At 32.3% G+C, this 13,368-nt stretch carries 12 protein-coding genes and 1 riboswitch; all 12 genes read left to right on the top strand.

The window, feature by feature from the left end:
- Positions 1–162: 162 nt before the first annotated feature.
- Complete coding sequence (locus tag DWX29_RS07935; RefSeq protein ID WP_117909789.1) at positions 163–1,452, top strand: ABC transporter substrate-binding protein; 1,290 nt, start codon at positions 163–165, stop codon at positions 1,450–1,452.
- Positions 1,453–1,589: 137 nt separating this feature from the next.
- Positions 1,590–2,516, top strand: a complete 927-nt coding sequence (locus DWX29_RS07930; RefSeq protein WP_167553901.1) for a sugar ABC transporter permease — start codon at positions 1,590–1,592, stop codon at positions 2,514–2,516.
- Positions 2,516–3,442: a carbohydrate ABC transporter permease gene (locus DWX29_RS07925; RefSeq protein WP_336305939.1), complete on the top strand. Its 927-nt coding sequence runs from the start codon at positions 2,516–2,518 to the stop codon at positions 3,440–3,442. Before DWX29_RS07930 ends, DWX29_RS07925 begins: the two co-directional genes overlap by 1 nt.
- A 20-nt stretch (positions 3,443–3,462) precedes the next feature.
- On the top strand, positions 3,463–4,953 hold the full coding sequence (gene malQ, locus DWX29_RS07920) for a 4-alpha-glucanotransferase (RefSeq protein WP_118565570.1): 1,491 nt from the start codon (positions 3,463–3,465) through the stop codon (positions 4,951–4,953).
- 121 nt (positions 4,954–5,074) lie between these two features.
- Complete coding sequence (locus DWX29_RS07915; RefSeq protein ID WP_118565569.1) at positions 5,075–6,103, top strand: LacI family DNA-binding transcriptional regulator; 1,029 nt, start codon at positions 5,075–5,077, stop codon at positions 6,101–6,103.
- 12 nt (positions 6,104–6,115) lie between these two features.
- Complete coding sequence (locus tag DWX29_RS07910; protein WP_118565568.1) at positions 6,116–6,730, top strand: YesL family protein; 615 nt, start codon at positions 6,116–6,118, stop codon at positions 6,728–6,730.
- Between the two features lie 355 nt (positions 6,731–7,085).
- Positions 7,086–8,384 carry a phosphopyruvate hydratase gene (eno, locus tag DWX29_RS07905; RefSeq protein ID WP_118565567.1) on the top strand — a complete coding sequence of 433 codons (1,299 nt, stop codon included), beginning with the start codon at positions 7,086–7,088 and terminating at the stop codon, positions 8,382–8,384.
- Between the two features lie 416 nt (positions 8,385–8,800).
- Positions 8,801–9,199 carry a helix-turn-helix transcriptional regulator gene (locus DWX29_RS07900; protein WP_118565566.1) on the top strand — a complete coding sequence of 133 codons (399 nt, stop codon included), beginning with the start codon at positions 8,801–8,803 and terminating at the stop codon, positions 9,197–9,199.
- 189 nt (positions 9,200–9,388) lie between these two features.
- On the top strand, positions 9,389–10,129 hold the full coding sequence (locus DWX29_RS07895) for a LytTR family transcriptional regulator DNA-binding domain-containing protein (RefSeq protein ID WP_118565565.1): 741 nt from the start codon (positions 9,389–9,391) through the stop codon (positions 10,127–10,129).
- A 144-nt stretch (positions 10,130–10,273) separates the two neighbouring features.
- Positions 10,274–10,398, top strand: a riboswitch (glycine riboswitch).
- Positions 10,399–11,838 carry a sodium:alanine symporter family protein gene (locus DWX29_RS07890; RefSeq protein WP_022088461.1) on the top strand — a complete coding sequence of 480 codons (1,440 nt, stop codon included), beginning with the start codon at positions 10,399–10,401 and terminating at the stop codon, positions 11,836–11,838.
- 228 nt (positions 11,839–12,066) lie between these two features.
- Positions 12,067–12,765, top strand: a complete 699-nt coding sequence (gene pyrH, locus DWX29_RS07885; protein WP_118565564.1) for a UMP kinase — start codon at positions 12,067–12,069, stop codon at positions 12,763–12,765.
- Positions 12,766–12,789: 24 nt separating this feature from the next.
- Positions 12,790–13,344 (top strand): ribosome recycling factor, encoded by a 555-nt coding sequence (gene frr, locus DWX29_RS07880; protein WP_118565563.1) that lies wholly within the window; start codon positions 12,790–12,792, stop codon positions 13,342–13,344.
- Positions 13,345–13,368 lie beyond the last annotated feature (24 nt).

The raw sequence follows: 13,368 nt of genomic DNA, 5'->3' as shown, positions 1-13,368 counted from the left end.
CTGAAAAGACCGAAAATGGTCAGAATACCATTGAAAACGTTTCCGAAAAGTGCTAGTATCAAGTCATGGGAAACGTTTCCAAAACGAAGTTAAATGAAAAACTTTGAGAAGGAAACAACGGAGACCTTTAGTTATTTTTTTATTTGAAAAGGAGAAAGAAATATGCGTAGAAAATTATTTAGCGTAGCATTATGCGCAACAATGGTAGCAGGTTTATTTGCAGGATGTGGAAACAGTTCAAGCAGTGATAAGTCAAGTGCTAAAGGATCAGTTTACTGGTTAAACTTCAAACCTGAAGCGGATGAAGCTTTACAGGATATAGCTAAGACTTATGAAAAAGAAAAAGGAGTTAAAGTAAAAGTAGTTACAGCAGCTTCAGGAAATTACAATTCAACATTGACATCTGAAATGGGAAAATCAGCAGCCCCAACATTATTCGTAGTTGGAAATCAGGCAGCAGTAAAGACATGGGATGATTATTGCTTAGATCTTAAGGATACAGATGTTTATAATGAATTGAATACAGATGCATTCAACTTAACAGATGCAGATGGAAAGGTTTGCTCAATTGGTTACTGTTATGAAAGTTATGGAATTATCGTAAACAAGAAGTTGCTTAAGGAAGCAGGTTATGAAGTAACAGATATTAAAGATTTTGCTTCATTAAAATCAGTTGCAGAAGATATTCATAAGAGAGCTGATAAACTTGGATTTGATGCATTTACATCATCAGGCATGGATGATTCATCATCATGGAGATTTACAGGACATTTAGCAAATATGCCTTTATTCTATGAAGGAAGAGATGAAGGATGGACAGAAGCTCCTTCAGAAATTAAAGGAACATACTTAGACAATTACAAAAAAGTATGGGATTTATATATTAACAATAGTAAATATGACAAGAATTCTTTAGCAACAGGTGGATATGATGCTGAAGCAGAATTCAAGAATGGAGAAGCAGTATTCTTCCAGAATGGTACATGGGAATATGATAAGTTGAAAAAGTCAATTTCAGATGATGATATGCAGATGATTCCAATTTACTGTGGAGTTGAAGGAGAAGAAAAAGCTGGTCTTTGCTCAGGAACAGAAAACTGTTGGGCAGTTAATGCAAAAGCTTCAGAAAAAGATCAGAAGGCAACACTTGAATTTATGAAATGGTTGGTAACATCAGAAGAAGGAACAAAAGTTATGGCAGAACAGTTCGGTGCTATTCCTTACAAGAAAGCAGCAGACAGTGGTAACGTATTCTTAAAGAATGCAAATGATTTACTTGAAGCAGGAAATTACAACGTAGACTGGACATTTAACTACACACCAAATGTAGATGAATGGAGAGCAAGTCTTGTAGCAGCAATGAACAAATATGATGCAGGCGGATCATGGGATGATGTTAAGACAGCATTCGTTCAGGGCTGGGCTACTCAGTACAAAGCAGCTAACAAGTAATAAGGTTTTAGATTGATAAGTATAAAATCATAATTAAATTATTAACACATTGTGGGGCAGGCAGTGTCTGCCCCTTTATTAAAAAATAGAAAAATATTGAAAATTCTATTTTGAATAAGAATTAGGAGGAGATTGAAGTGAAAGGAAAAAAGAAAAAACATAATGGTGGAACATCTGTAAATTCTAAACTTCTTCGCAAACCTATTCAAAGATGCTTTCTTCTATTTTTAGCACCTACATTTTTAGCATTTTGCATTGGATTTATATATCCTTTCTTGAGAGGTATTTATTTATCATTTTGTGAATTTGTTACAATAGGTGATGCTTCTTTTGTAGGTTTTAGAAATTATATGGATGCATTTAATGATGCGTCATTTATACATGCATTTTGGTATACAGCTTTGTATGCAATAGTATCCCTATTTATAATAAATGTCTTAGCTTTCTTAATAGCATATTTATTAACATTGGGGATTAAGGGAGCAAACTTATTCAGAACAGCATTTTTTATGCCTAACCTTATAGGTGGTATTGTTCTTGGTTATATTTGGAGTATGATTTTTAATGGCGTTTTAGGAAAAATTAATACTTCAATTCTTATGGAAACAAGATATGGCTTTTGGGGATTAATTATTCTTATGTGCTGGCAACAGGTAGGATATATGATGATTATATATATTGCAGGTTTGCAGGCAGTTCCGGGAGAATTAATTGAAGCAGCAAAAATTGATGGAGCAACAAAATGGCAGACATTGACAAGAGTTACAATCCCAAATATTATGCCATCAATTACAATTTGTTTATTCTTAACAATAACAAATGGATTTAAACTTTTTGATCAGAACTTAGCTTTAACAAACGGACAGCCGTTTGAACAGTTAAAGGATGGTTCAGTTATAAAGACAACAGAAATGTTGGCACTTAACATTTACAACACATTTTACGGACAGTCTCTTACAGGTAAGGGAGTTGCCCAGGCGAAAGCCGTTATATTCTTTATCTTAGTTGCAGGTATATCAATTATCCAGCTTAAGGCAACAAGATCTAAGGAGGTGCAGCAGTAATGAACAATGAGAAAACAGTGAATTCAACAATTAAAGATTCTACAGTGAAAGCTACACCGAAAAAGAAAAAAATGAAAGAGACAAGTGAAATTCCATTAAAACATGGAAAACTGTTGACTGCAATAATGACAATTGTAACTTTAGTTTATGTTAGTCCTATATTTATTGTGTTAATGAACTCTTTCAAAGCTAACACCTTTGTAAAAACAGACACATTTGCATGGCCTACTGGTGAGGCGTTAGTAGGTTGGGCAAACTATATCAAAGGTTTTACATTTGGAAATTATCCGTTTTTTAAATCGGTATTATATAGTTTTGTAATTACAGTTTTATCAACAGCGTTGATTTTGATTTGTACATCAATGGCAGCATGGTACATAGCAAGAGTTGACAGCATGGTTTGTAAGATAGTATATTACTTGTTTGTATTTTCAATGGTAGTACCATTCCAGATGGTAATGTTCACATTGTCAAATACAGCAGATTCATTGGGACTTAACACACCTTGGTCAATTCCAATTATATATTTGGGATTTGGAGCAGGAATGGCAGTATTTATGTTTACAGGATTTATAAAAGGTTTACCGCTTGAAATTGAAGAAGCAGCAGCAATTGATGGATGTGGACCAATAAGAACATTTTTTATTGTCATTATCCCAATGTTAAAGCCAACGCTTATATCAGTTGGAATTCTTGAAATAATGTGGATTTGGAATGATTACTTACTTCCATATTTAGTTCTTGACTTAGATAAATATAGAACAATTCCTATTCATATCCAGTACTTACAGGGAAGTTATGGTTCAGTTGATTTAGGAGCTATAATGGCACTTATTATATTAAGTATTATACCTGTTATTATATTCTATCTGACATGTCAGAAGCATATTATAAAAGGTGTGGCTGCAGGAGCAGTAAAAGGTTAAATGATATTTAAGGAGGAACTATGAGGGCTAGTGGAATTTTATTACCGATTTCCAGTTTGCCGGGTAAATATGGTATTGGAAGTTTTTCAAAAGAAGCATATAGGTTTGTAGATTTTTTGAAAAATGCCCATCAGAAATATTGGCAAATATTGCCTATAGGTCCAACCAGTTATGGAGATTCACCTTATCAGTCATTTTCTACTTATGCAGGAAATCCTTATTTTATCAGTTTAGAGGAATTGATTGAAGAAGGACTGTTAACTGAGGAAGAATGTGATAAGGTGGACTTTGGTAACAGAATAGACAAAGTTAACTATGAAAAATTGTATAACGGTAGATTTAAACTTTTAAAGAAGGCTTATAAAAAGAGCAATATAAGTGAAAAAGAAGATTTTGACAAATTTAAAAGCGAGAATTGTTATTGGTTAAATGATTATGCAATGTTTATGGCCATAAAAGACAGATTTAATGGTCAAAGCTTTGATAAATGGGCTGAAGATATAAAACTCAGATGGGAATATTCAATGGAATATTATCAGAATGAATTAAAGGATGAAATTGAATTTTATAAATTCATTCAATATGAGTTTTACAGGCAATGGTATAAATTAAAAAAGTATGCTAACGAAAATGGCATAAAGATTATTGGAGATATTCCAATATATGTGGCTTATGACAGTGCTGATGTATGGGCACATCCTGAATTATTTCAAATGGATGAAAATGGAAAACCGGTTGCAGTTGCAGGATGTCCTCCTGATGGATTTTCAGCAACAGGACAATTATGGGGAAATCCATTATACAGATGGGATTATCATAAGCAAACAAATTATGATTGGTGGATAAAGCGTATAGAAAGAAGTGTCAAACTATACGATGTTGTAAGGATTGATCATTTTAGAGGGTTTGATGAGTATTATTCAATTCCAGCTGAGGATGAAGATGCAACAAACGGACATTGGGAAAAGGGACCTGGGATTGACTTATTTAATGCAATTAAATATTGTCTTGGTGATGTAAATATAATAGCAGAAGATTTAGGATACATAACTGATACAGTAAGACAGTTGGTTAAAGACTCAGGTTTTCCAAATATGAAAGTTTTAGAATTTGCTTTTGATAGCAGAGATTCATCAGGACCTAAGGATTATTTACCGTATAATTATGATAAAAATTGTGTGGTTTATACAGGAACTCACGATAATGAAACCTTAAAAGGATGGCTAGACAGCATTGAATCAGAAGAGATAGAAATGATTCAGAAATACATAGGAAGAACGGTAGAGAACAAAACAAAACTTGTGGATGAAATAATAAGAATGGCACAGGCATCTACTGCTAATACATGTATTATTCCTATGCAGGATTATCTGCATTTAGATAACAAAGCAAGAATGAATACTCCGTCTACGTTAGGAAATAATTGGATGTGGCGCATGAAATCTACTCAGATTACTAAAAAGTTAACAAATGCAATTAAAGAATTAACAGTTCTTTATGGCAGAGATTAACATAGCATATAAAAGCTACGATGGATATATTCTTTTCGTAGCTTTTTGCATAAACAGAATGTTTGTGATAAAATACTAAACCGTGAAAAATTTAGTAAATGTAGAATGAAAGGGGAAAGACATGGCAAATTTAACTATTAAAGACATAGCAAAAATATGTGGAGTTGGAATTAGCACTGTCTCTCGAGCAATTAATGATGACCCAGGTATTAATCAGGAAACCAGGAAGAGAATTTTAAAAGTTATAAAAGAATGTAATTATGTTCCTAACAATAGTGCGAGAAATTTAAAAATGACAGACTCAAATACAATAGCATTACTTATAAAGGGAATTGATAACCAGTTCTTTCAGGGAATGTTAAAAATATTTGAAGAAGAATTGAAAAAATTAGAATATACATTTCTGTTACATGCAGTAGGTGAAGATCAGGATGATGTTAGTGTTGCAGTTCAGTTAGCAAAAGAAAAAAGATTAAAGGGACTTATTTTTCTTGGAGGTCAAATGGATTATTTGGATACAAGATTAGAGGAAATAGGTGTTCCATATGTATTATGCACTGTAGCAGTAAATATGATGGCACCAAAGAGAAACTGCTCGTCAGTATCTATAGACGATGAGAAAGAAAGTTATAGGGCGGTTGATTATTTGTGCAAAAAAGGGCACAAAAAAATAGCAATGATTTCAGGAAAAAATAATGACCAGGCTGTAGGTGGACTTAGATTAAGAGGCTATATGAGAGCATTAAAAGATAATGGCATAGACATAAATGATAACTTAATCAGATACATGAAAGATGATATTCCTGAATATACAGTAGCAAATGGATATGAAGTAACAAAAGAATTGTTAAAGTCAAAAGAAGAATTTACTGCATTATATGCAATATCAGATTTAACAGCTTTTGGAGCATACAAGGCAATATCTGAAGAGGGTAAATCAATACCTGATGATTACTCTGTTTTAGGGTTTGATGGAATTGAAATGTCAAAGTATTTTCAACCGTCATTATCAACAATGAAACAGCCTTGTGAACAAATGGTAAAATCATCAATAGATTTATTAATGGAACAGATAAATGGAAATAACGAAAAGAAACAATTAATCTTTGAAGCAGAATTGCTTGAGAGAGATTCTGTAAAAGAAATTTAAGGAGAACTATAGGTGTTTGGAATTGATGGCAAATTTTATGAAATAGTTTCAGCAATAGCTGATTTGGTAATTTTGAATTTATTGTTTGTACTTTGTTCGTTGCCAATATTTACTATTGGAGCATCGACGACGGCACTTTTTGGTGTTACTAAGAAGATGGCAGATAATAGAGAAGGATACATAGTAAGAACTTATTTTAAGTTATTTAAAGAAAATTTTAAACAGTCAACTGCAATGTGGCTGATTTTATTGATGTTGTCAATAATTCCTACACTTGATTTATACATAGTGAATAGTTTAAAGGAAGGGATAGTAGTTACAGCATTGAAAGGACTGTTTCTTGGATTTGCGCTTGCAATACTGTTTGTGTTTCTTTACGCAATGGCATTGCAAAGTACTTTTGAAAATACAATTAAAATTACTTTGAAAAATGCATTGCTTATGGGTATCGGGCATTTTCCATGGACTTTATTGATACTTTGTATAACGTTACTTCCGGTTATTTTAATTATATTTTTAGGTAAAGATGCCGTAAGTATTATTTATATTATGCTATTTGCCGGATTTGCTTTGTTGGCGTATTTAAACTCATATATTTTAAATTTTATTTTCAAAAAATATATGTAAACAAATATTTAATACTTAAGTCGAGGATGATTATAAATGTTCGACTAAAAAATGTAAAGTTAATGTTTGGGTGTTAACATTATATATGATAAAGAAAAAAATCTGTCACTGATAGAAATATCATCAGGGGCGGATTTTTTTTGCAATTATTTGGGAGAGAAGAATAGAAAGCAAAAATAAATTCTTGTTAAAGTCAAAAATTACTTGAAATTATCATTGAGTTAGTATAGTATGATTATAGTTAGAAATAACTAACTTCAACAAATAAATCATTTGGACTCTTTTAGAAATACTAACCGAAAGGATAGCTACCTTTCGGTATAGAGTCCTAGTCAACAGAAAGGAGATGCGGATAGTGAATTATTTGCAGATTGAAAAAATAATTGGAAGAGAAATATTGGATTCAAGAGGAAATCCAACAGTAGAAGCAGAAGTATATTTAGCAGATGGTACAATTGGAAGAGGAACGGCACCAAGTGGAGCATCAACAGGTGAGTTTGAAGCATTAGAACTTAGAGATGGTGATAAAAATAGATATTTAGGAAAAGGTGTACAGAAAGCCGTAGAAAATATTAATACAATTATAAATGATACAATTACAGGAATGGATGCATCAGATATTTATGCTGTAGATAAGGCTATGATTGATGCAGACGGTACAAAAGGAAAAACAAAATTAGGGGCAAATGCTATTCTTGCAGTATCGATTGCAACAGCAAGGGCAGCTTCAATTGCCTTAGATATTCCTCTTTATAGATTCTTAGGCGGAATTTCAGGAAACAGATTACCTGTACCTATGATGAATATTGTAAATGGTGGATGCCATGCTTTATCATCGGGATTAGATGTACAGGAATTTATGATTATGCCTGTTGGAGCACCATCATTTAAGGAATGTTTAAGATGGTGTTCTGAAGTTTTCCACGCTTTAGCAGGAATTTTAAAAGAAAAAGGATTAGCAACATCAGTTGGTGATGAAGGCGGATTTGCACCTGCACTTAAATCTGATGAAGAAGCTATTGAAACTATCCTTGAAGCTGTAAAGAAAGCAGGATATGAACCTGGTAAAGATTTCAAGATTGCAATGGATGCGGCATCATCAGAATGGAAGAGCGAAAAAGGAAAAGGATATTATAAACTTCCAAAGGCAGGAACAGAATACACTGCAGAAGAACTTATTGAACATTGGGCTAAGTTATGTGAAAAATATCCTATCATTTCAATTGAAGACGGTCTTGATGAAGAAGACTGGGAAGGTTGGAAGAAGCTTACAGACAGACTTGGTGACAAAGTTCAGTTAGTAGGTGATGACTTATTTGTTACTAATACTGAAAGACTTGCAAAAGGTATTGAGATGGGAGCTGGTAATGCAATCCTTATCAAATTAAATCAGATTGGTTCGGTTTCAGAAACATTAGAAGCAATTAAGATGGCTCATAAAGCAGGCTACACAGCTATTTCATCACATCGTTCAGGTGAAACAGCAGACACTACAATTGCTGACCTTGCAGTTGCACTTAATACATGTCAGATTAAGACAGGTGCTCCTAGCAGAAGTGAACGTGTTGCTAAATATAATCAGCTTTTAAGAATCGAAGAAGAACTTGGAACAAGTGCTGTATATCCTGGAAACAGAGCATTTAACGTAAAATAATTAAAAATTAAACATATCGTATGATGTCAGAGGTAAAAGGTCTAAGCCTGTATGAGCATTAAAGTCAGGGCTTTTACCTTAGGCATAATTGTATAGCTTTATTGTATTAAAAATATATGAATATTTTATACAATGAATAATAGGAATCCTTTTTAGGCATGGAAGATGCCTGAAAGGGATTTTTTAATATAGAAAATTTCATAGAAATCCTATTATGTAAAAAAATTTGATTAAAAAGTGGCAAAATAAATGTTCTTATCAAATTACACAACAAAATAGGAATATAAAGTTAGGTCTTTGATTTGTAACCAAACAAAAGTGCATAGTACCAAACAAAATATACACTAGTGAAAATTGTCATAAAAAAGTAAAATTGGAAATAAATGTAAAATCCTAATTACAAATAGGAGGTATGAGTGACGAATATACAGACTGAAAGTAAGAAAAGATTGCGAATTGTAAGAGAATGGTTACAAATGTCACAGGCACAGTTGGCAAAAGAATTACATATGAATACGGAAGCTTATAGAAGAATAGAGGTTGGAAAGGTAAACATTCCGATTGAAATACTATATGAATTAGAAAATAAATTTGATATTTCAGCAAGTTTTATTATATGTGGAAATGTACAAAGTGATATGGATAAATGTTTGGATGTAGATGTATTACTTAGAAATGAATTGGAAGGTTTTGAACAGAGAATAAAGAAATATCAGGCTGAAGAAGGTTTTGAACAGAGAATAAAGAAATATCAGGCTGAAGAAGGTTTTGAACAGAGAATAAAAAAATATAAGAATAAAATATGTGATAATTAAAATAAGGATAGTACGAAAAAGTTAATATATTTAGCAAAATATTTTAAATGTGTTTATGTGGAGAAGGTTTTGCTTAGTTATAAATTATAGGGAATAATTTATAAAATACGAAAGAAGAAATATATATAACACAATGTCATTATTCGTAGAATGAATATGATGTTGTGTTTTTATGTATAGGAGAAATGAATGAAAAAGATTTTAATTTGGGTAAGTGATGAAAGCCTGAAAAAAGTAAGTATGGTGGTAAATGAAGTAAATAGTGATATTTGTATATTATCAGTTAAAACGCAAAAAGAGGCAAATTCAGTTATAATTAATAATGATGTTGATTTGTTTATTATTGAAATAAATTCAAATAACGATAGTTTTGAATTTGCGAAAGATGTAAGAAAACAGAGGGCGTATAGATTTATTCCGGTTGTTATTATGGCTGATAATGAGAAACTTATTTTTCAAGCATATGAAATTGTCAGATGCTATGCTTTTATGAAAAAACCATATGACATGGAAGGACTAAAAGAAATATTGAAGAAACTAAATAATTATAAATTTGTAAAAAGAAAGAGTGACAAAGTTAAATTTAAGCACAATGGTGTTATTTATTTTTTTAATAAATCCGAAATAAAATATATAGAAAACAGCAACAGACAGGTTAAGATATATAGTAATGATACGGTTACAAACATAGGGTATAAAACATGTGACAGTATTATAGAGCGATTAGGTTGTAAAGATTTTGTACGGTGTAGCAGAAATGGTATAGTAAATGCAGCTCATATAGTAAATATTAGTGATGAAGGAATAATTGAAATCAAGGAATTTGATAAAAAGATAGAAATTGGAAGTAGTATTAAAAAGCAATTTATACAGGATATCAATGAATTAAATATTTTATTTAACTTAGATATATATAAAGTTATCAGGTAAGTTAAATTACATATAAAATAATAAAGATGGGTCGGGAAAATCATAGAAAAAACGAAATGACATAAAAAGTTATAAAAAAAGTGCTTGATTTTATCGCTTTACCTTACTAAAATAAATATGATAGTGTCACAAAAGATAAGATTAAGGGTGACAACTGGAGAGTTCTGATAGCTGAGGTAAACAGTTATACAGACGCCGAAGGTGTAAGGTGATATTTAAACTTTTAGAAGCATCACTAATCTCTCAGGCAAAAGGACAGGAGGAATATTATGAGCAATTTTACAGATTTTTTAGTTAAGGTAGATGATTTAGTTTGGGGAATCCCACTTATTGTGTTGATTCTTGCAGCAGGCATCTACCTTACTTTTCGGTTAAGACTATTACAGATAGTGCATTTGCCTAAGGCACTTAAGTATATGTTTAAGAACGAAGAAGAAGGACACGGGGAAGTTAGTAGTTTTGGAGCACTATGTACAGCATTATCAGCAACAATTGGTACAGGTAACATTGTAGGTGTAGCAACAGCTATTGGATGTACAGCACTTGGAACAGCAGTAGGTGGTCCCGGAGCGTTATTCTGGATGTGGGTAGCTGCTTTCTTTGGAATGGCAACAAAATATTCAGAAGGATTTTTAGCAGTACGCTATAGAACGATTGATGAAGAAGGTCATGTACTTGGTGGACCATTCTATTACATAGAAAATGGTATGGGACATAAATGGAAATGGCTTGCGAAAATATTTGCATTCTTTGGAGCATGTGTAGGTTTATTTGGTATCGGAACATTTACACAGGTTAACGGAATCGCATCAGCAGTTCAGTCTTTTTTTGATCCTAACAAAGAAGATACAGTTAGTATTTTAGGAAATGATTATTCAATTGCTATTGTAATCACAGCTTTTGTTTTAGCTATCTGTGTAGGATTGGTTGTAATTGGTGGTATTAAGAGAATTGCTAATGTATCACAGGTAATTGTACCATTTATGGCTGTTTTATATATTGTTGCAGTATTAGTTTTAATCGTAACTAATATTACAAAATTACCTGGAGCAATAGTGACAATAGTTGAATATGCATTTGGTGCAAAAGCAGTAGCAGGTGGTGTATTTGCATCTATAGCAATTTCAATGCAAAAGGGTATAGCAAGAGGTATTTTCTCAAATGAAGCAGGTCTTGGTTCAGCACCTATCGCAGCAGCTGCAGCAAAGACAAAAGATCCTGTTCGTCAGGGACTTGTAACAATGACAGGTACTTTCATAGATACAATTATTGTTTGTACATTAACAGGTCTTTCAATTGTAATGATGGGTGCATACAAAGTTGTTGGACTTGAAGGTGTTCAGGTTACGACATATGCTTTCCAGAAAGGATTAAGTTTTCTCCCAGCAGAAGTTTCAGCATTCATATTAATGGTATGTTTAGTATTCTTTGCATTCACAACTATTCTTGGATGGGATTACTATGGTGAAAGATGTTTGGAATATTTATCAAATAAAAGTAAAACTGCTGTAAAGGTTTATAGATGGTTATACATTTTAGCAGTATTTATCGGACCATATATGACTGTTAAGGCAGTATGGACAATTGCAGATATATTTAATGGACTTATGGCCATTCCAAATATTATTGCATTGTTTGTATTAAGTGGTATAGTTGCAAAAGAAACAAAAGATTATTTTGATGAAAAAAAGAAACAGAATAATAAATAGAAATATTGGATAAATATTTTAGAAATTATAAAATAATAAAATGAAAAATAAAAGGCAGTCTGAATTTTGATGATTCAGTCTGCCTTTTAGGCGTTTTACAACAAAGGTATAATTGAATTTTTTTACTAACTATGGTATTCTAGTTACAGATTTTGTATTAGTGCGCCCATTTTGTGGAATGATACAGATAAACATACGAAATAATAATAAAAAAAAGAGGAATAAACAATGAAGAGAGTGTTACTTAAACTTAGCGGTGAAGCTTTAGCCGGCAATAAGAAAACCGGATTTGATGAGGCAACTTGTGTTGCAGTTGCTAAGCAGGTTAAGCAACTTGTAGATAAGAATATAGAAGTTGGAATAGTTATAGGTGGAGGGAATTTCTGGAGAGGTCGTACAAGCGAAAAGATTGACAGACCTAAGGCAGATGGAATCGGTATGCTTGCCACAATTATGAACTGTATGTATGTGTCAGAAATATTCAGAACAGAAGGAATGGACACAGATGTATTTACACCATTTACATGCGGAACATGGACTAAATTATTTTCAAAGGATGAAGCTGTTAATGGATTAAAGGCAGGTAAGGTTTGTTTCTTCGCCGGAGGAACAGGTCATCCATATTTTTCAACAGATATGACAATGGTTTTAAGAGCCATTGAAATTGAAGCAGATTGTATTTTAGGAGCTAAAGCAATTGACGGTGTGTATGATAGTGATCCTGCTGTTAACCCGGATGCTAAGAAATATGATGAATTACCAATAAGTAAGATTGTAGATGACAGACTTGGAGTAATTGATCTTGCAGCAAGTGTTTTGGCAATGGAAAATAAAATGCCAATGCTTTTATTCGGATTGAATGAAGAAAATAGCATTATTAAGGCAGCAACAGGCGAGAAAATAGGAACAAAAATTACAGTAGAATAATTTATAGAATGAAGGAGTTTTAACATGGAAGAATTAATTATGACATATGAAGATAAGATGGAAAAGTCATTAGACAATTTATATGGTGAATACACATCTATTAGAGCTGGACGTGCTAATCCACATATTTTAGATAAGATTACAGTTGATTATTACGGTTCACCAACACCACTTCAGCAGGTTGGCAATATATCAGTGCCTGAAGCAAGAATGATTGTAATTCAGCCTTGGGAAGCATCTATTTTGAAAGATATTGAAAAAGCACTTTTAATGTCTGATTTAGGATTAACACCAACTAATGATGGAAAGATGATTAGACTTGTTTTCCCTGAATTAACAGAAGAAAGAAGAAAAGAACTTGTAAAGGATGTTAAGAAAAAAGGTGAAAATGCAAAAGTTGCAGTTAGAAATATTAGAAGAGATGCAATGGATGCAATTAAGAAAAAAGGAAAAGAAGATGGAATTTCAGAAGATGAAATTAAGGAATATCAGGATGATGTTCAGAAATCTACAGATAAATATGTTGCAAAGATTGATGCAGCAGTAGAAGAAAAATCAAAGGAAATATTAACAGTATAATAGAAATGTTAATAAATCCTCAGC

It is taken from the genome of Eubacterium sp. AF19-12LB, assembly GCF_003479125.1.
GTDB classification, from domain to species: domain Bacteria; phylum Bacillota; class Clostridia; order Lachnospirales; family Lachnospiraceae; genus Eubacterium_U; species Eubacterium_U album.
This window is presented reverse-complemented; position numbering and strand designations above follow the sequence as displayed.

Bases quoted from the DNA above. Each gene is read 5' to 3' on its own strand.
- DWX29_RS07925 (WP_336305939.1), top strand. From the start codon at position 2,516: ATGAACAATGAGAAAACAGTGAATTCAACAATTAAAGATTCTACAGTG.
- malQ (WP_118565570.1), top strand. From the start codon at position 3,463: ATGAGGGCTAGTGGAATTTTATTACCGATTTCCAGTTTGCCGGGTAAA.
- DWX29_RS07890 (WP_022088461.1), top strand. From the start codon at position 10,399: ATGAGCAATTTTACAGATTTTTTAGTTAAGGTAGATGATTTAGTTTGG.
- DWX29_RS07895 (WP_118565565.1), top strand. From the start codon at position 9,389: ATGAAAAAGATTTTAATTTGGGTAAGTGATGAAAGCCTGAAAAAAGTA.
- pyrH (WP_118565564.1), top strand. From the start codon at position 12,067: ATGAAGAGAGTGTTACTTAAACTTAGCGGTGAAGCTTTAGCCGGCAAT.
- DWX29_RS07915 (WP_118565569.1), top strand. From the start codon at position 5,075: ATGGCAAATTTAACTATTAAAGACATAGCAAAAATATGTGGAGTTGGA.
- DWX29_RS07935 (WP_117909789.1), top strand. From the start codon at position 163: ATGCGTAGAAAATTATTTAGCGTAGCATTATGCGCAACAATGGTAGCA.
- frr (WP_118565563.1), top strand. From the start codon at position 12,790: ATGGAAGAATTAATTATGACATATGAAGATAAGATGGAAAAGTCATTA.